This is a genomic window from Lactococcus sp. AK05, from assembly GCF_041026685.1.
GTDB classification, from domain to species: Bacteria; Bacillota; Bacilli; order Lactobacillales; family Streptococcaceae; genus Lactococcus; species Lactococcus lactis.
Map to the genome: position 1 here is coordinate 1 of NZ_JBFTEI010000001.1, position 19,142 is coordinate 19,142.

20 protein-coding genes and 1 tRNA gene are annotated in these 19,142 nt (G+C 33.3%); 10 read left to right on the forward strand and 11 right to left on the reverse strand.

What is annotated here, in order from left to right:
- Window positions 1–34: 34 nt before the first annotated feature.
- From AB6B24_RS00005 to AB6B24_RS00015, 3 genes are all read left to right on the forward strand, one after another.
- Window positions 35–120 (forward strand) — tRNA-Leu (locus AB6B24_RS00005).
- A 162-nt stretch (window positions 121–282) separates the two neighbouring features.
- Window positions 283–1,179, forward strand: coding sequence for a class II fructose-bisphosphate aldolase (locus AB6B24_RS00010; RefSeq protein ID WP_003131457.1), 897 nt, complete (start codon window positions 283–285; stop codon window positions 1,177–1,179).
- 434 nt (window positions 1,180–1,613) lie between these two features.
- Entirely contained in the window at window positions 1,614–2,819 is a 1,206-nt protein-coding gene (locus AB6B24_RS00015; protein ID WP_311806823.1) for an FRG domain-containing protein, read from the forward strand.
- 360 nt (window positions 2,820–3,179) lie between these two features.
- On the opposite strand, the gene AB6B24_RS00020 is transcribed toward AB6B24_RS00015, so the two are convergent.
- The 10 genes from AB6B24_RS00020 to AB6B24_RS00065 form a co-directional block, all read right to left on the reverse strand.
- A complete protein-coding gene (locus tag AB6B24_RS00020) occupies window positions 3,180–4,532 on the reverse strand; it encodes a site-specific integrase (protein ID WP_311806822.1) in 1,353 nt (450 codons plus the stop codon).
- Window positions 4,532–4,777 (reverse strand): DNA-binding protein, encoded by a 246-nt coding sequence (locus AB6B24_RS00025; RefSeq protein WP_311806821.1) that lies wholly within the window; start codon window positions 4,775–4,777, stop codon window positions 4,532–4,534. The genes AB6B24_RS00020 and AB6B24_RS00025 overlap by 1 nt, the downstream gene beginning before the upstream one ends.
- A 120-nt stretch (window positions 4,778–4,897) precedes the next feature.
- Window positions 4,898–5,698: a Rep protein gene (locus tag AB6B24_RS00030; protein WP_311806820.1), complete on the reverse strand. Its 801-nt coding sequence runs from the start codon at window positions 5,696–5,698 to the stop codon at window positions 4,898–4,900.
- A gap of 194 nt (window positions 5,699–5,892) precedes the next feature.
- Complete coding sequence (locus AB6B24_RS00035) at window positions 5,893–6,207, reverse strand: hypothetical protein (protein WP_002398939.1); 315 nt, start codon at window positions 6,205–6,207, stop codon at window positions 5,893–5,895.
- Between the two features lie 190 nt (window positions 6,208–6,397).
- Window positions 6,398–6,712, reverse strand: a complete 315-nt coding sequence (locus AB6B24_RS00040) for a hypothetical protein (RefSeq protein WP_225512799.1) — start codon at window positions 6,710–6,712, stop codon at window positions 6,398–6,400.
- Between the two features lie 7 nt (window positions 6,713–6,719).
- Window positions 6,720–8,051, reverse strand: coding sequence for an FtsK/SpoIIIE domain-containing protein (locus tag AB6B24_RS00045; protein WP_311806819.1), 1,332 nt, complete (start codon window positions 8,049–8,051; stop codon window positions 6,720–6,722).
- Window positions 8,048–8,239, reverse strand: a complete 192-nt coding sequence (locus tag AB6B24_RS00050) for a hypothetical protein (protein WP_311806818.1) — start codon at window positions 8,237–8,239, stop codon at window positions 8,048–8,050. The genes AB6B24_RS00045 and AB6B24_RS00050 overlap by 4 nt, the downstream gene beginning before the upstream one ends.
- Window positions 8,239–8,448: a hypothetical protein gene (locus AB6B24_RS00055; protein ID WP_311806817.1), complete on the reverse strand. Its 210-nt coding sequence runs from the start codon at window positions 8,446–8,448 to the stop codon at window positions 8,239–8,241. Before AB6B24_RS00055 ends, AB6B24_RS00050 begins: the two co-directional genes overlap by 1 nt.
- Window positions 8,449–8,506: 58 nt before the next feature.
- Complete coding sequence (locus AB6B24_RS00060; protein ID WP_311806816.1) at window positions 8,507–8,830, reverse strand: hypothetical protein; 324 nt, start codon at window positions 8,828–8,830, stop codon at window positions 8,507–8,509.
- A gap of 201 nt (window positions 8,831–9,031) precedes the next feature.
- The gene (locus AB6B24_RS00065) at window positions 9,032–9,232 is read right to left on the reverse strand and encodes a hypothetical protein (protein WP_311806815.1); all 201 of its coding nucleotides are present in this window, start codon (window positions 9,230–9,232) and stop codon (window positions 9,032–9,034) included.
- A 1,193-nt stretch (window positions 9,233–10,425) separates the two neighbouring features.
- Between AB6B24_RS00065 and AB6B24_RS00070 the strand changes: the two genes are divergently transcribed.
- The 4 genes from AB6B24_RS00070 (at window position 10,426) to AB6B24_RS00085 (ending at window position 14,096) form a co-directional block, all read left to right on the forward strand.
- Complete coding sequence (locus tag AB6B24_RS00070) at window positions 10,426–12,009, forward strand: amidase domain-containing protein (protein WP_311805585.1); 1,584 nt, start codon at window positions 10,426–10,428, stop codon at window positions 12,007–12,009.
- Window positions 12,010–12,222: 213 nt separating this feature from the next.
- The gene (locus tag AB6B24_RS00075) at window positions 12,223–13,338 is read left to right on the forward strand and encodes a DUF4097 domain-containing protein (RefSeq protein WP_003131459.1); all 1,116 of its coding nucleotides are present in this window, start codon (window positions 12,223–12,225) and stop codon (window positions 13,336–13,338) included.
- Between the two features lie 61 nt (window positions 13,339–13,399).
- Window positions 13,400–13,603, forward strand: coding sequence for a PspC domain-containing protein (locus tag AB6B24_RS00080; RefSeq protein WP_003131460.1), 204 nt, complete (start codon window positions 13,400–13,402; stop codon window positions 13,601–13,603).
- Between the two features lie 28 nt (window positions 13,604–13,631).
- Entirely contained in the window at window positions 13,632–14,096 is a 465-nt protein-coding gene (locus AB6B24_RS00085; RefSeq protein ID WP_003131461.1) for a PspC domain-containing protein, read from the forward strand.
- 106 nt (window positions 14,097–14,202) lie between these two features.
- Here the strand turns inward: AB6B24_RS00085 and AB6B24_RS00090 are convergent, their stop codons facing one another.
- Complete coding sequence (locus tag AB6B24_RS00090; RefSeq protein WP_058209630.1) at window positions 14,203–14,955, reverse strand: biotin--[acetyl-CoA-carboxylase] ligase; 753 nt, start codon at window positions 14,953–14,955, stop codon at window positions 14,203–14,205.
- A gap of 252 nt (window positions 14,956–15,207) precedes the next feature.
- Between AB6B24_RS00090 and AB6B24_RS00095 the strand changes: the two genes are divergently transcribed.
- The 3 genes from AB6B24_RS00095 (at window position 15,208) to AB6B24_RS00105 (ending at window position 18,914) form a co-directional block, all read left to right on the forward strand.
- Window positions 15,208–16,401, forward strand: a complete 1,194-nt coding sequence (locus tag AB6B24_RS00095; protein WP_012898453.1) for a cyclopropane-fatty-acyl-phospholipid synthase family protein — start codon at window positions 15,208–15,210, stop codon at window positions 16,399–16,401.
- Between the two features lie 324 nt (window positions 16,402–16,725).
- Window positions 16,726–17,925, forward strand: a complete 1,200-nt coding sequence (metK, locus tag AB6B24_RS00100; RefSeq protein WP_017865032.1) for a methionine adenosyltransferase — start codon at window positions 16,726–16,728, stop codon at window positions 17,923–17,925.
- Between the two features lie 275 nt (window positions 17,926–18,200).
- Window positions 18,201–18,914, forward strand: a complete 714-nt coding sequence (locus tag AB6B24_RS00105) for a glucosamine-6-phosphate deaminase (protein ID WP_003131466.1) — start codon at window positions 18,201–18,203, stop codon at window positions 18,912–18,914.
- Window positions 18,915–19,142 lie beyond the last annotated feature (228 nt).

The window sequence follows — 19,142 nt, forward strand, 5'->3', positions numbered from 1 at the left end:
GATAATTCTCCCAAGTGGGAGTTTTTGTATAATACCCGGGGTGGCGGAACTGGCAGACGCACAGGACTTAAAATCCTGCGAGGGGTAACCTTCGTACCGGTTCGAAACCGGTCCTCGGGATATGCTAAGATTAATAGTTATTAAACTATTAATCTTTTTTTATCTTTCTTTAAGAATGGCTTAATAAAGCGTTTACTTTGGATTTTTGCGAGCTTGGACTAGAAAAATACTTCACAAAATGCTATACTAGGTAAGTAATAAAATATTCGGAGGAATTTTGAAATGGCAATCGTTTCAGCAGAAAAATTCGTACAAGCCGCTCGTGATAACGGATACGCTATCGGTGGTTTCAACACAAACAACCTTGAATGGACTCAAGCTATCTTGCGTGCAGCAGAAGCTAAAAAGACTCCAGTATTGATTCAAACTTCTATGGGTGCGGCTAAATACATGGGTGGTTACAAAATGTGTAAACTCCTCATTGAAACTCTTGTAGAATCAATGGGAATCACAGTTCCAGTTGCTATTCACCTTGACCATGGTCATTTTGATGATGCTTTGGAATGTATCGAAGTTGGTTACTCATCATTGATGTTTGACGGTTCACATCTTCCAATCGAAGAAAACCTTAAACTTGCTGAAGAAGTAATCGCTAAAGCTCATGCTAAAGGCATCTCAGTTGAATGTGAAGTTGGTTCAATTGGTGGTGAAGAAGACGGTATCGTTGGTGAAGGTGAACTTGCTCCTATCGATGATGCAGTTGCAATGGCTAAACTTGGTGTTGACTTCCTTGCAGCAGGTATCGGTAACATTCACGGTCCTTACCCAGAAAACTGGAAAGGTCTTCACATCGATCACCTTGAAAAATTGAACAAAGCACTCGTTGAAGCTATGGGACACAATGTGCCAATCGTACTTCACGGTGGTTCTGGTATCCCTGATGATCAAATAAGAGAAGCTATCGCTAATGGTGTAGCTAAAGTTAACGTTAATACTGAATGCCAACTTGCTTTCGCAGCTGCTACTCGTAAATTCGTTAATGAATTTGATGCTAATGAAGCAGAATACATGAAGAAAAAACTTTTCGACCCACGTAAATTCTTGAAACCTGGTTTCGATGCAATTACTGCGTCTGTTGAAGAACGTATCGACGTATTCGGTTCAGCAAACAAAGCTTAATCAGCTTATAGAATGAGATTAAATTAACGTTTGTCAGGAATGACAAGCGTTTTTTAGCACAATTTTTTAGGGTTTGCCACACTTTTGCCACACTTTTAATAAGTTATTTGGCTAAATATTCAATTAATTGTGGAATGTCCTTTTTCATGCTTTTTGTAACGTGCAGATAAATTGATATCATTCTTGAGCCTGAGTTTTATCCTATACGTAGGATACCTTGTTTAGCTAAGGAACCAATATGAGTGAGTTGAAATGTGCTTATTGGAGCTCAACCGTTCATCAATGTTAATTTCCACCTTCTTTGGTCTACTAGTACGCTTACTAAATTTTCAAGTTTCAGGAGGATTTAGAAAATTATTTAATACTGAATAATGGAGTGGATTACCGCTATAGTAAGCTTTATAATGATTCTTTTTTTGTGTTATAATAAAAATATGAAAAAATTTGAAATATCAAATTTAGTTGATTTTATGACTATACTTCAAGAAATATCTCTAGATAACAGAAGATTTTACTTTAGAGGAGAAAGTTTAAAACATGAAAAACCTTTATTAGCTAGTGGATATAGAAATACACAGTTTCCAAAGGAATTAAGAATAATTAGAAAAGATTATTTTAGGGAAGTTGGATATTCATTAGACAAGGATAGCAGAGAAAATTTCATGGCGTATAGTCAACATCATGGATTACCTACGGAATTATTAGATGTAACAGAAAATCCCATAGTAGCATTATACTTTGCATGTGAGGCTAATTTTGACTCTGATGGAATGTTATATGCAATTGAAAATGATGGATTTATTGCAGATCCCCTTACTTCCAAATTGTATGATAAGGAAATGGACATCGAATCAATACAAGAACAGATGGAACAAGCGGGAGCATTTTTTCAAGAAAGTGGTGGAAAAAGTATTAAATTTCAAGATACATCATTTTATAAAGAGATGTACAGTACTTTTTATAGCATATTAACGCTTGAAAATATAAATAGAGAGAATCCACACTTAAATTCAAAGTTAAAAATATGCAGGTATATTTTAGAAGCTCATTATAAAGGGGTTATGGAAACAATAATTCATGATTCGTCTAATATTCATAAAAATAAAGAAAATATAGTTGAATTAATGAACTTATTAGATAAATATAGTGATGTGTCTGGAAAGGAGGAGCTAGAAAATTTCTATTCTGAATTTAAGATTTTAAAATTTGTTAAAGATGTTGAAATATCTCCTGATGTGAATACAGGTAATCCATATCAAGCAAGAATAAATGAACTTGATTGCAAACCCTTGATGTTACTTTTTGTGATGGCTTATGAAATACGAGATGACAAGTTTCCCCCGTTTCCAAAGATAATTTATAAACCATCAATAATCTTTGACAGGTTAAAAAATCAGCAAGGTGCATTCATATACCAGATGAGCACTTATAAATCCTCTCCTTTGACTCCATCTAGTAAGCCTTTTTATAGAAAGGTTGTGAAAAATGTTATTCAAAAAATTGATTTTGAATATGAAGTTGTTATAAAGAATAAAAAACAAATATTGAAAGAATTAGATATTATTGGTATAAATAAAAAATTTATATATCCTGACTCAGATAATATAGCTCAGTATATAAGAGAAAAGTATAACATATAATTTGAGGTATCCACAGTTAATTAAACTGGCGGAGAACTATATGATTTCCCACCAAAATCGACCTTACATTGTTAACCATGAAATGGTCACTATTTATTTAGACAATATGATAATTATACGCAAATACTATTTATTGATATTGATGCACAAAGCCAATAAAATCAGTAATTATAGGAGAAAATAGCAAAATACGAATAATTTTTATTAAATTTATCAAACAAAGCTTAATCAACTTTATAAACATGATTAAATCAACGCTTGTCACTTGTGATAAGTGTTTTTTAGTACAATTTTTTAGTTTTTGCCACACCTTTGGCACAAAAAAAGAATTTACCAAATTTGGTAAATCCTAAATAATCGTTAATCAATAAGTGTGTCTATTGATTCTGTTATTGTATCACTCATTTTCTTTGTGATATGTGTATATATTTCTTCTGTGATTTTACTTCCTGATTTGTGACCTATATAACGTTGAACAGCAATCAAGGGAACTCCTTGTTCTGCCATGTGACTGACAAATGTATGACGGAAAATATGAGTGCTTATATGCTTGTTAAAGCTAAGTCGATTATCAATATTTATGCCAACTTTTTTAACATGCCCCGTTTTAGTGATTTTTCCCGTTTCAGATGAATTAAGAAAATTATTGATTACTGAGTAATGAAGAGGAGTACCATTATAATCACTTTTATTGGAACTCTTAGAAGTAAATATCCAACCTTTATCTTTATAGTCAGGATTGCCTATAATATGATATTGGTTAATTTCTAGTTCTTCTTGGAGAAGAAGCAGAGCTTTAGCTGATAGCCTGATTGTACGATAACTTTGCTTATTTTTAACGTCCCCTTCGTAATCTTCTTTAGAGGCTCCTGCATGTGTCGCACGAGTTCTTTTGATTGCTGCCAAATGGGTATCAAAGGAAATCTCAGAGGTTTTTAAACCAAGAACCTCCCCGATACGCATACCAGTCAAAACTTGAAACTCTAAAATTCTAGCGTATTGTTGATTATACTTTCTGATAATGGTTAGAACTTCATTTAGTTCATCTTTTTCTAAGTAGTGATTTTCAATACTTTTATTTTCAAGCTGTTCAAGTTGCTCACTCAATCCTTTTTCTTCAACTGCCACATAAAGCATTGGATTTTGTTCGGGTAAGATATAATTTTTCTTAACTGCAAAAAAGTAGATTGAACTTAAATCAGATTTGATTGACTGGGCTACTCGTTTATGATTTCCTAGAGGATATAAATCATCAAGAAGACTTTGAATTAATTCCGAACGGATATTTTTGAGAAGACTATCACGAGGGATTAAACGAGTAATGTGATTGTTAAATCTTCCAGTTTCTCCTGCAAGAGTTTTGGGAGATACTTTTTTCTTAAGAACTCTATCATTGTGCCACTCAGACCAAATTTTTTCAATAGTTATATTATCATTTGACAATGTGATTTGAACTTTTGAAATATCTTGATAGATTGAGTTTGCAAGATTTTGCATATCACGTTGAATAATACTTTGAAGCTGTGAGGAAATTTTTATATTTCCTTTATCATCATAATTTTCGTTTATGGTGTACCATTCTGAAAGAAATTCTCTGCGTTTGGTTGTTAACGGATTTTTGAAGGAAGAACGAAATTTGACTTCTTTACTACCTTTTTTTAAACTATCGCGAATAGATTTTTGTGTGATATTGCTGATTTTAACATTATTCATCAAGCACTCCTTTTATAACGGTGTTCTTGGCGATAACGTAAGAATAGGAGGAAACCCTCAAAATTTATCATCACAATTTTTTGTGTTGGATTGATAACGAATTTTTGGTACTCAGAAGTATTTCTCATTTCAGTTAATAGTGCATTTAGAGATTTTAGTTTTAAGCCTTCAAATCTTTTACATATGGCTTGTTTATTCCCCCATTCTGCTTCACAGTTCTCTACTGGAACATATTTTATTTTCATAGCTTATTCCTCATTTTATGCTAAACTTGAGAAGTAACCAGTTTGGCTACTCACAAATATAGTCATCAATCATTGCTCACCAAAGTATTTGATTGATGACTTTTTTCTATTTCTTCGCATTTAATCAATTTTTATTTTTTTATATTTGATACGGTTCTCTAAGAGTTCTCCATTTTTGAAAATCTTACCTGAATACTCTGTTTCGTATAGAACTTCATTATGTTTGATGATATCTTCGGTTTCCTCAAACGTAAATAATTTTAGGACTTCAGGTTTTTTTAAATTTCTAGAAGAATAAAAAGCCTTTTTACCAAAACTTTCTAAGAGTTCTTGGCCTATACCTTTTTCAAAATATTTTGCACAGTATCGCCCGCGGTTTTCTTTAGAATCCACATCTACCTTATTTATCCGAACAGCACCATGTTTCCATAGGGTTAAAAGCTTGTCATGTGGAACGTATGGAACCTCAAATAATAGAATGTGTGCATGATAAGCCCCCCTCTTTTGACGCTCTAAAGTTGCACAATATTTAAGTTTACTCTTTTTTGTATTAAAAATATGATAGTTAAATCTCTTTATAAATGTTTTTAGTAGGGAGTTAAACTCGTCTCTGTCTTGAACATTCTTTTTAGTGGTTAAAGTTAGGAATGAAGTTTTATTATCAAAATTGCAATCTACAATTCGTAATAATTTCCATTTTGCTTCTAGTCTAGTCTTTCCCATTCTTTCTAATCTATTCTTTTGTTCATCGTCAGTGAGTTCATCAAATTTCCTTCGCTTTGATTTTTCTTTTTTACTTTCTAACTGTTCAACAGTTTCATCTATCATAGCAATTTTATCACTAATGAAAATAGGTTTTTCATATTCCCAAATTTCAATGTATGAGCTTGTTCGGACTATTTTTTTATTATAACTCGTCATAAAAATCAGTCCCTATATAGCGATTTATCGCCTTAAGATTGTTTATATAATAAATAAACTAGGAAGCGAATAAAATTCGCTTCCGTACCTCTAAATTTTGGATCAAGAATGTCGTTCCACTAACACGCTCCGCTTGCCCAACGAGTTGGGCAGTTCCATTCTTGAACCAAAATAAGAGATACAGAGGCTAGAAATTATTTATTAGCTGGTAGGACGTCAGCACAAGAAAACCACAGATTTCCATTAAATTGACCAACATTTAGATCTTGAAGGAGAACAGGAGTAGTTTTATTATTTTTTAAATCTTGAACACTTAAGCTAGGAGCTACATTATTAACTTTAACTTGAATCATTTCCATGAAGAAGTCTGAACTCTCATCTTGAATAGACACATTTAAACGGTAAGCAGATAACTTCTGTGTTTCACGGTCTAATACTTCTGAATATCCTTTTACTGCTAAGAATTTATTTCCAAGTAACTCAGGTTTCAAAAAATCATTTAATTTCATATCAAAATTCCTTTCATCAGCTTTTATTGTCTTCAGTTTTGGACTTTTTCTATTTTTCAGCTTTTCAAGCTGACTGCCCACACTCGGCAGCCCCGTGCGAATTGTTTGTACAGTTTATTCAGAAAATCACTGAACAAACTGTACAAACAATTACTTTTAGTTATAAATTTTTATTGTTATCTGGCTAAGGTTATTCTAATTCATTGTCTACCAAACATTGATAAGCTCTAGTTATAATGCGTAATAAAGCAATATAAGCGGTATTTTTTTCTATCAATGCGATAATTCTTTTATCTGGCAGAGTGATTTCTAGCTTGATATCAGCATGTGTCGAAAAATCTATTTCTTTATCTTTATCAGGATAAAAATAATTAGTAAACCCTGAGAAAAATAACTGCACATCTTCTAATATTTCGAGGATACATTTGTAAGGATTATCATTATACTCAATATCACTCATAAAGCTACCATCAGAGAGCTTAACATTAAACGAAATTTCATACATATAACTTTTACTCCTTATTTAGATACAATTTTAATTGACTTATAAAGTCAAATTGCTGAGTATCTAGAAAGGGACTTTCCCAATACTGGGCTTTTTCTTTCCCTGCTCCTTGTTTATATAGAAACCCTGCCCCTTTAACTTCAATCGGTTGTGGCTCAGGTGTTGCAGAACCGAACACCATGCGATAGCCTTCCGAAGAATTGGCACCTAACGCTATTCTTAAACCAAGATTATCTCGTAAATCAGTACTTAGCGTGTCAGAGCTGACCTGCTGTGCTGCAACAAGCACAAATACTCCCGCAGCCCTACCAAGTAAAATGATTTGTTTAATACCATCCATAACTTCGTTGACCACTGCTTTAGAATTTTTATCCGTGCTACTTGCCTTAAAAGAGCCCATCTCATCAAAGATTAAAAACACTGGCCGAAAATTATGATCTCTAAAGTTGCTGCCGTATACGAAATTTTCTCTCATGATGTCGTAGCGTTCCTGCATTTCTGTGACAGCTAATCGAACAATTCTCGCAATATTATTAGGATTTGTAGCCACTCGCTCATCTCCTAAGTAATACGATAGAGAGCCCAAATCAGAATTTTTAGGGTCAGCTATATAAATCGTAGAATCTCGCTTCAATAACTCTAAAAGCAGAAAGCTAATAAATACTGACTTACCTGAGCCTGTACCACCCGCAACAAGGATATGCGGGCACGTTACTGGGTTGTACTTTACACCATAGCCTAAATCAATTTCCAAATCATCTAGACTTTCTTTTGAACTAGATTTTAAAACTAAGCGTTCTGGGCGCTCAATAATAAATTTATATTCAACAATCGCAGGTCTGATTATCTTTTCTTCCAACGGTAAATTAAAGAGCGCTGAGAGCTCCAAGTCGAGGTTCTCAAGTTTAGATGATAGCCCCCCAGCTTTGTATGCATAAATTATTAATTCCTTATCTGTTATTTCATATGATAATTCAGCACTTTCTAAATTATATTTATCTTTTAATAGTTCATTGTCGACTAAAAAATTCAATAATAAATAATCAAAGCGATAAATATATTGAATTGTTTGTTTTAAAAAGTTAAACCATTCAAATTGCTTTAACAGAAGAAATATAAAGGAAAAACCGAGTACTAAGCTTATTAATTTTGCATTAGCAAACCAAGATAATATGAATATCATCAAACTGACTAATATTAGCAAATCCCTTAGGAAGTCAATGTATTTTGGGAAATTCAGAAACAAATTTTTATTATTCAAACTTACTTTTCCTACAGGATTATTTTGATGTTGTTTCCTATATAATTCAATCCAAAATAAGAAAAATTCCATAATCATCTCTTTCCTCTAAAAAAAGAAATAATACTCTTTATTTTCTGCTTTATCATGTAGTAAAAGGAGATGACAATTAGCACCACTCCTATTAAAGAAGCAATCACTTGTATAGAACCAGTAAAGGGAATAGCAATCAATAAAGCAATGATTGCTGCAGCAAATGTAACGTTACTTTTAAATTTATCACTCATTAATGTTCTCGGTCTCCATGTTCTTTTGATTTTTCCTTATCACTTTCGACCAAGTCTGGCAAAATCAGTGTGAAGAAAAGAACTACAAAAATAGTTTGTAAAGCAATTAAAGTAGTATATAAATCGAAACTACTACCATTTACAAATCCAAGGGAAACCGATAATATTAAAGCAAAGAAATAAGTAATATTTTTAGATGTGTTTTTCATTGTTATTCTCCGTTCTTTTTAAAAGTTTAGGGGAATCCCTCTAAACAATTTAATTACTCTATTTAGTTGTATAAAATGATATATTTCTATAACCGTGGTAAATTTCATCATTCATTAAAGAAATTCTAGATCTATCGTCTTTACGATGTTTTTGAATATTGAGAAGAATAATATTCTCAGCAAATTTTTTTAGGGTAGGTTCATATATAGTTTCGGCTTTGTGTGGTAACTTAGCTAACTCACCCCGTAAAAAAGCTTTAGATTCATCATTAAATTCGAATTCTACGGAGCTATCTAGGTTAATTCTTTGTACTCGGGTAATACCGTATTTATTAGGCATTTCCATATTTTCGTCGATAAAAATCTCTTTAAATGTTTTCATTTTAAATTTTTCTCCATATTTCTATTTTTGATTTTTAATAGTGAGTTTTATAAAAATTGCTGGTGCTCTTGCATGTGGTCTCATTTTTCCTTTTCCTCCAAAATACTATTGATGGCTATTTGATATCAAGTAGCTATCTGATAAAAGTATAGCAGTTTGATATCAAAAAAGCAAATAAAAAAATAAAACCATAGAATGATTTTACTTTTTTTGATTCCAATTATTTTTGAATTGCTCATAATCTTTATTATCATGAATAAATTTTTTTTCATATTCAGCAATACTTAAATTTATCAATCCCACAAATTTTGCTGGTGTTCCTTGTTCTTTTAGATATTCCTGCATACATTCTAATCGTTCTCTATTTACTGCTGATAAAGTAAATACAAATCGTTCTGCCATTGAATCACCTCCTAGAATATATTATACCATACATTGATATCTAAACGATATCTTTTTGTTGTGCCTAATAGATGATCAATTGTACTAAAACTTGCCACAAAAAAATATTGCCACAAGTTTGCCACACTATTGTGAGTAACATTGAGAAGCATTAAAATTTTATAAAATAAAATTCTTCAATGAAGTAGCTCTTTTTTTACAGTTTAAGAAATAATAAGTATCTTTATTTCTTGAAGTGGTAAATTCAGCAAACAAAGCTTAATCAACTTTTAAAACATGATTAAATAAACGTTTGTCATTTATGATGGACGTTTTTTTATTTTTAAATTTGCTTTGATATAGCATAAGGTTCTATCTTAGTATATAAATTTATCAAGTATTTTCGATTTTATCCATTGGGTGCTATTAAAATAGTTTATCTGGTTGTTGGAAATCAATCATTGTTTATAGAATGATGAAAGAAAGAAAATTTGACTTTAACGAATTGGAACATTGAATTCCTGATTGCGTCAGAAGAATGCTTGTCTTGCAAAAAAAATTTTGTCTAATTTACGAAGAATCTGGTATAAGCTTTATTGATTTGAACTATTATACAGCAAAAGGGGGTACTCTAGTAATTCCTTCATTAATTGTTCTTAGTATATTTGAAATTTCTCCCTTAAAAGACATTTGAGAGGGACTAAAAAAATGAATATAAGAATCTATTTTATGCGGATACTATCTTTTTAAAAGATTACCAAACTGAGGATAAGAAGAGTGTTGAAATAGGAGCCAACGATGAATAAGGTTTTTTGACTGAATTTGATTTTTTCTATATTATTAAATTCGTAATAAAAACATTACATTTTAGTAATTTCACTTAGAGATATAAGATCAAGAGAACAGACTACTATTTTGGGAAAATAGTAGTCCTTTGTTTTAGAGAGTATGGGTTATTTCAACTAAGTCATAAGCAACTTATTATAAAATATGATTAAATATGGCTTTGTCACTTATGATGGACATTTTTTATATGATTTTGCTACTAGCTATATCGTATAATAATTTTTTCAAATAAAAATGAGAATCTATTCAATAAATAAAAGTGATTAATTTGACTTGCTTGTTTTTAAATGTTACAATTGCGTAAAAGTAAATGTCTTGAAAGAAATGATGTTGAAATTATAATACATACCATGGAGGATTAACTAGAATTGACTAATAATGATAAAACTAAGCGCTTAAAAAAGGAAAAATTTATTGCGGGAACAGCGCTGTTTTTAGGAATGACGACTTTTGGTGTGACCGTTCATGCTGATCGAGTAACTGTTGGAAATAGTTCAGATGCATCAGGGATAAGCTCAGAAGCATTAACAGTTGTGAGTAGATCAGCTGCAATATTATCATCAAACGCAGGCAGTTCAGAGGCTTCGTCAGCAACTACAAGTAGTTCAGATGCTTCATCAAGCACAGGTGGTTCAAGTTCATCGTCAAGTACGGGTAGTTCAAGTTCATCATCAGGTACAGGTAGCTCAAGCTCATCATCAAATTCAAATGGTTCAAGTTCATCGTCAAGTACAGGTAATTCAAGTTCATCATCAAAACCAAGTAATCCAAGTTCATCAACAAATAATAATTCAACTAGTAATTCCTCTACAACAACTCAAGCACCATCAACTTCAGTTTCTACCACAGCTCCTTCAGCATCAACTTCTACAGCTGCACCCTCTAATTATTCACAGGATAATGCCTACTATCAGACATCAACTGCAGCACAAATTCCTAATTCATCAGCAGATTCAGCTCCTTCTATTTACGCTGGCCCTGTTTTGAAAACAATTGAAGCAGCTAAGTCAATTGATAAAATTGATACTTCTAGTACAGAAGCCTTTATTAAAAGTATTGCGGACCGCGTGAGAATTTTAGCTGGTAAGAATAATTTGTATGCGTCAATTATCTTGGCACAGGCGATTTTAGAATCTGGTTCTGGTCAAAGTAATATGAGTCAGCAGTATTTTAATATTTTCAATATTACAGGTGCTTATTTAGGAAAATCAATTTCATTTAAGACGGAAGAATTTTCGGGAAATAATCTTTATTATATTGAGCAAAGTTTTAGAGTTTATAGTAATTATGACCAAGCCTTGGATGATTATATTAATTTAATGATTAAAGGGACAACTTGGAACTCAGAAATTTATGCTGGCGCATGGAAATCACATGCTAAGACTTACCAAGAGGCGGCTCAAGCATTGCAAGGAATTTTTGCTACTGACCCGGCATATGCACAAAAATTAATTGAAATTATTCAAGAATATAAATTAGATGCTTATGATAATGTTGATAGTACAACACAAGTTATAGATAGTAAAATTCCTGAAAGTCCATTGGTGGCATCAAAATTAGATAATTCAGCTTATCCAGAATATAATGGGGTAGAATATCCAGGTGCTGATAGTTATGCTTTTGGTAATTGTACACAGTATGTTTATAACCGTATCATTCAATTAGGTGGGCTCGTTGGAACACATATGGGAAATGGTGGCGAATGGGGAATTAATGCCCAAGCTCAAGGTTATTTCACAACAACTGTTCCAACTGAGGGTTATGCTGTTAGCTTCCCACCAGGAGTAGCTGGTTCAAGTTCTGAATATGGTCACGTAGCTTTTGTTGAAAAGGTTTATTCAGATAACTCTATTCTCGTTTCAGAGATGAATGTTAAAGGTAATAATATTGTCAGCGAACGCCATATTTCTGCTGGTGTAGCTGCTTTGGCAACTTATATTCAACCTAAATAATTACTGACAAAATTAATTAGTAGTTCTGTCAGTAAAATAGGAGTATTGAATCTTTTATTTAGTTAAAAAAAGAAGATGTTAAAAATCAGCCCAAAGGCTGATTTTTATTTGGTAAAAGTTTGAGATAATAAGTGTACGAGATAAAGATAATCTCAATAAAAAAAGTTTTTAAGATATTGAATGCTTGAATGAGCAGAGAAAGGATCTAAAAAAATGGCTAATAAAAAAGATAGAATTATGGATTTGATGCGTCGTGGAATTATCACGGAAGATGAAGCTTTAGAATTACTTGAAAAAAATGGTTCAGTGAATGGAGAAGCTTCTGATGATAAAACCGAGAACAAAGAATTCACATATACAGATAAAGAAGGATATGTTAATCACGATGTAGATTTTCCTGATGCAATGAAAAATGTTGCAGAAAGTTTGTTTGCTAGAGGTAAAGAAATTTTCCAAGGGGTTGCAAAATCTGTTGATGATAATATTGATTTTTCAAAAGGATTTCCTAAGGTTAAATCAATTTCTCACACTGTAGAAAAAGATATCAACGAAGATTTCAAAAATGTTAATCTTAATCTTAAGAGTGGAAAAGTAAATATTTTACCGGGTGAAAATGCCCATGTAAAAGTAGAATATAAAATTTACGGGGCAGTTGAAGATGGTAATGTAGAAGCTTACATTGCTGAAAAAACTAAACTTGAAGTTGAAGATGATGTGCTTGAAATTGAAGCAAATGGTCGAATTTCTGCGGATATTGAACTTTACTTACCAGTAAAAGAATATGAAAATATTGAGATTAATACACCTCATGCAGAACTTAAAGTTGAAAAAATTTCCAGTCAAAAAATGAATATTAATCTTATGAACGGAAATGCTGAAGTGCTTGAAGTAAACAGCGATGAGTTGAAGATTAACAATAAGAATGGTGAAATCAAAGTAATTGATGGCACGAATTCAGATTTAGAATTAACTGGAGTTAATGGTAATATCAGAATTACAACTGCTTTTGAATCTGGTGATGTTTCACTCGTAAACGGAAATATTTTGCTGACCGAAAAAACAGGAACGGCTCACAAATTAAATCTTAAAAATGTGAATGGCGATATCAAAGTTTCTGTACCAGAAAGTTTGGGCTTGGTTGGTCATGTTCGCACAATCTTTGGCGGATATAAGACACGTTTAAATCTTGATAGTCCTTTTGAAGCTGGCCGTAATGGAGCAGCGATTGTCCGTCAAGGTGCTGAATCATTAACCTTTGAATTTGAAACAAAATCAGGAACGATTTGGCTTAAAGATACTGAAACTACTGACAAAGAAGAAACTGAATAAAATTTTACTGACAGAAATTTTATAAGAGTTCTGTCAGTAAATTTGAAAAGAAAGGTGAGAAATGGCTAAGAAAACTCTGAAAAGATCAAGTAGCAATCGAGTCATCGCAGGAACCGTCGGGGGACTTGGTGAATACTTTGGCTTGAGCCGTACAGTAATTAATGTAATTCGGGTTCTGATTGTGCTTGGTACTTTCGGAAGTTGGGGAACATTACTCATTGTTTATGTGATTGCGAGTCTATTGATGACACCGTCACAAGGTTAATTCAACGATTATGAAGAAAGGATAAATTATGTCTCAAAGACAATTAACAAAATCAGTGACAAATCGTAGAGTCAGTGGTGTCATTGCAGGGATTGCAGAATATTTTGGTCTGGGTCGTGATGTTGTGACGATTCTACGTATCCTATTTGTTGTTCTAGCTTTTGGAAGCTGGGGCGGATTGATTCCATTGTATTTCGTAGCAAGTTGGATTATTCCAAGTGCTAGACCACGAAATTACTATGATGATTCAGAAGATGATTATCAAGAAAAATGGAATCGTAAAGCGCAACATTTTGATGAAAAAATGGATCGTTGGTCAGAACGTTATTCAGATAAAATGAATAATTGGGCACGTCGTTATGAAGATAAAGGACGTCAAAATCAACAAGATTCAAACCAATGGGGAAATCCATGGGATGAACCAAAAAGTCGTAAGACTAAGGAAGCACAACCAGTTGAAAAAGAAAAAGAAGATGACTGGTCAGATTTCTAAAAAAGTTACTGACAGAAAGTTCTGTCAGTAAAATAATTCTGGTCCACCATGACCTAAAACTGGCCTCCTATATAATATAATAATAATAACTGAAAAAATGGACTGATTAAGTCCATTTTTTTAGTGAGATCTCGCCACTGGAAAGTATTTTTTGCTGACCATTATCTAAATTTACGATAAGCTCACCTTTAGAGGTTAAATCTGTGGCTCTTCCGGAAAAAGTTTGTCCAGATTGAACAAATTCAACTTGTTTGCCAAGAATAAATGAGTGAGATTTATAAATTTCAAAAAATGAACCCTCTGATAAACGATGAAATTCAGACCAGATTTCGGCAATTAATTCCGAACGACTGATGCTTGCTTGTTCATTATAAAATAAAGAAGTGGCTCGCTCTTCGATTTCAGTTGGAAATTGGGAAATAGAAAAATTAATTCCGACACCAATGATAACTTGAGCTTCTTGAGTTGGATTAAGTGATGTTTCGGCAAGAATACCAACAAATTTTTTATCATCTAGATAAATATCGTTAACCCATTTAATTTGAGGCTTTTTGTCAGTTAATTTTTCGATTGCTGACACAATGGCAGCTCCTGTCAGCAGAGTGAACTCTGGAAGTTTTTCTAGTTCAACTTTAGGCTTGAGTGACAAACTCATATAAATTCCGCCAGACGGCGCAGCAAAATACTGACGGCCAAAACGACCATAAGTTTTATTTTGTCTTTCAGTTAAATAAAGACAATTTTCTTGTCCGTCTAATTTAGCATCTTTTTGAGTTGATTCGGATTCAGCGACAATTTTTACATCAGTCAGCCAAGGATTTTTTTGTAAAATAATAGATTTTTCAAGTTTGTCGTTCATTTTTTTATTATACCATGTGAAGTCGACTGCAAGCGAGAGGGAAAATTAGGAAATTACGTTTCTGCACTTGCGCAAGTTCAAAGTTATCTATTTTCTAGAATCTAGGAGGCTGACCTCACTTATAGGCAAAATCTTTATTAATTTACTGACAATGAAAATTTTCAGAAAAATCTAACGATAGTAAGTATTTGACTTTCAATAATCTACGGAGTATAGTTTTATTAGAACAATGTTAGGAAAGGGAAGAATAACTTGGTATTTGAAAAAACAGTTTTGAACAAAGCACTTGCAGTTGCTTTCGATATCCCCATTGCAGTAACTTATTGGGATGGAAAAACAGAAAAGTATGGTGAAGGAGAAACGCAAGTTCACATTACTTTTAATAAAAAATTCTCATTTAGTGAATTGAGCTCAATGCCAACCTTAGTATTGGCTGAAGCTTACATGAATGAAGAAATTGAAATTGAGGGGAGCATTCAAGAGCTTGTTACATCAGCATATCGTAAGGCCGGTAGCTTTTTAACAGACCAATCTGGTTTTGGGAAATCAATGATAAAACTTTTGGGAAATCATTCTCAAAAACAATCTCGTGAAGATATTCATAGTCATTATGATATTGGGAATGACTTTTATAACAAATGGCTTGACCCAACGATGACTTATTCATGTGCTTATTTTGAACATGAAGATATGACTTTGGAAGAAGCACAAATTGCTAAAGTTCATCATATTTTGGACAAACTCGATAGTAAACCTGGGGGACGTTTGCTTGATATTGGTTGTGGCTGGGGAACTTTGATGTTTAAGGCTGTTCAAGAATATGGCCTTTCAGCAGTCGGAGTGACACTCTCAGAAGAACAATATTATTATGTTCGCAAAAAAGCGGATGATTTGGGACTTTCTGATAAAGTGAAAGTTTATCTGGTCGATTATCGTGACCTCAAAGAAGAACCTTTTGATTACATTACATCTGTCGGAATGTTTGAACATGTTGGGAAAGAAAATTTGGAAATGTATTTCCAAAAAGTTTCTGATTATCTCAAACCAAATGGTCGCGCATTGATTCATGGTATTACTGGACAACATCGCGGTGCTGGTGTGGATCCATTTATTGAAAAATACATTTTCCCTGGAGGTTATATTCCAAATATCGCTGAAAATGTTGAACATATTATGACTGCTGGTTTGCAAATGGATGATCTTGAACCCCTTCGTCGTCATTATCAAAAAACGCTTGAAATTTGGAATGAAAATTATCTCGAAGTTTTTGATGAAGTAGAAAAAGAAATGGGTAGACCATTTGCAAGAATGTGGACACTTTATCTTCAAGCCTGCGCTGCAAGTTTTGAAGCTGGAAATATTGATGTTGTTCAATATCTTTTGACTAAAGGTGCTTCAGGTCAAGGTTTGCCAATGACCCGCGAATACATGTTTAAAAAACATTAAGTTTGACAATTGATAAGTTGAAAAACAAGACCATTCAGCATTTCGGGTTTGAATTATCATAAGGACAACTTATTTAAAATTTATCAGTAGATTTATTTTAGAATCATGTAAAGGAAAGAGTGCATTTTTTCCGAAAAAGAGGTAAAATAAGAGAGTTACGAGTCCCGAAAGGATTTGATTTATTTTAAAAATTACTGATGAAAATACTAGCATATCCGTAAGCGCTGAAGCCCAACGGCTATCCTATGAAGGTTTTTCGTCAGTAAATATTAGATAAGTTTAAAGACGCCTTGTAACCAAAATTTAGATTGGGGGACATTTTTAATGTCAGAAAAACATTTATTTACATCAGAATCAGTATCAGAAGGTCATCCAGATAAGGTTGCAGACCAAATCTCAGATGCCATTCTTGATGCCATTCTCGCACAAGACCCACATGCACACGTTGCTTGTGAAACGGTCGTATATACAGGGACGGTCAATGTCTTTGGTGAAATATCAACATCAGCTTATGTTGATATTGCTCATGTCGTTCGTGAAACAATCAAAAAAATTGGCTATACAGATAGCGAAAATGGATTTGATTATAAATCAGTGGGCGTTCACGTCTCACTTGTTGAGCAATCAAGCGATATTGCACAAGGGGTAAATGAAGCCGAAGAAGTTCGCGATAAAAATGGCCAATTAGTTGACCCGCTTGATTTGATTGGTGCTGGTGACCAAGGAATGATGTTCGGTTTTGCGACTAACGAAACTGCCGAATATATGCCACTCGCCATCTCACTTTCACATAAATTAGTTAAAAAATTAGCTGATTTACGTAAATCAGGTGAAATTTCATACTTGCGTCCTGATGCAAAATCACAAGTAACTGTAGAATATGATGATAATGGCAAAGCAAAACGCATTGACACAGTCGTTATTTCTACTCAACATGCTGCGTCAGCAACAAACGAAGAAATTCACGATGATGTGATTAATAAAGTCATCAAGGCTGTTATTCCAGCTGAACTTTTAGATGATGAAACTAAATACTTCATCAATCCAACAGGACGTTTTGTTATTGGTGGTCCTCAAGGGGATTCAGGCTTGACTGGACGTAAAATTATTGTTGATACTTATGGTGGATATGCTCCCCACGGTGGTGGAGCTTTCTCTGGTAAGGATGCAACAAAAGTTGACCGTTCAGCTTCTTACGCAGCACGTTATGTAGCCAAAAATATTGTGGCAGCTGGACTTGCAGAAAAAGCGCAAATTCAACTTTCATACGCTATTGGTGTTGCGACACCAACATCAATCAATGTTGATACTTTTGGTACAGGTAAAGTCTCAGATGATGAACTTTTAGCAGCAATTCGTAAAGTATTTGATCTTCGCCCAGCAGGAATTATTCAAATGCTTGACTTACTCCGTCCTATTTACGGACAAACAGCAGCTTACGGGCACTTCGGCCGTACAGATGTAGAATTGCCATGGGAACAAACAGACAAGGTTGAAGAGCTTAAATCCGTTTTAGGTAAATAATCGGCCTCGCCGACCTTCGTTCGGTCTACGTCACCATTGTCTCCTCCGCTGTCCTTTCTCGCTAATGGGCTAAAGCCCAAAGTCGAAAGGCACTTCGGCCGTACAGATGTAGAATTACCATGGGAACAAACAGATAAGGTTGAAGAACTTAAAACAGCTCTTAAAAAATAATAAAAAAAGCGGATTTCCGCTTTTTTTATTTTCAACGAGTAGAATTGCTTTAAATAGAATACTCAATCCTGTAAAATAGAAGTAACAAGAAAAAAGGAGCTTCTATGAAAAAAATAATCACTAAAGATTACGCCACAATGAGTGAACTTGCTGCAGCGATTGTTCTTGATAAGATGATGCTTTCAAAAAGGGTAAATCTTTCGCTTACAGCGGGAAATACCCCTCTTGGAATGTATGAAATTCTTATTGATAAACTCCAAAAAATGAATTTTGATCGCTCAAATATCCATTATTACAATTTTGATGAAGTGCCACTTGCTGGTGAACGCTATGGATTAACAATGAGTGCTTTAAAGACAGCTTTCTATGATCGAGTACATATTGATGACGGTAATCTTCATGAATTAAATGCTCAAAATAATCAAGTTTTTGACCAAAAAATCTTACAGGACGGTGGGATTGATTTGATTGTTATGGGGATAGGAGAAGATGGCCATTTTTGTGCAAATATGCCAGGACATACAAGCTTTGAGCGAGAAATTTTTGCTGTTCCATTTGAAGAAGGGGATGAGATTTATCAGTCAATCAAAAATTTGACAGATAAAGAACCGGCTTCTCCTTATGTCACTTTTGGTCCACGAACAGTTCTAGCAAGCAAGCAACTTTTAGTTTTTGCTGACGGAAAAAAGAAAGCAGAGATTATGAAAAAAGTTCTTGAGGGCCCAATCACAGAAGAAATTCCAGCTTCTATTTTACGGACGCATCCAAATGTTACTTTTATTTTGGATGAAGAAGCCGCTGCTTTACTTGAAAATTAGTTGATGAAGACAGTTAGTAAAATAACTGTCTTTATTTATTCGTGAAGGATGTCAATTTATGATGACATAATTGACTCTAAATTATTCTGAAAGCGTTACACTATCTTTCATTGAATAATGAGCCTTAAAATGATATAATAAATGAGTGTTTTACTATGTAAAATACATTAATTTATAATCAAACTGTGAGTAGAATTTATTGGAATTACTACTGACTTTAGAGGAGAC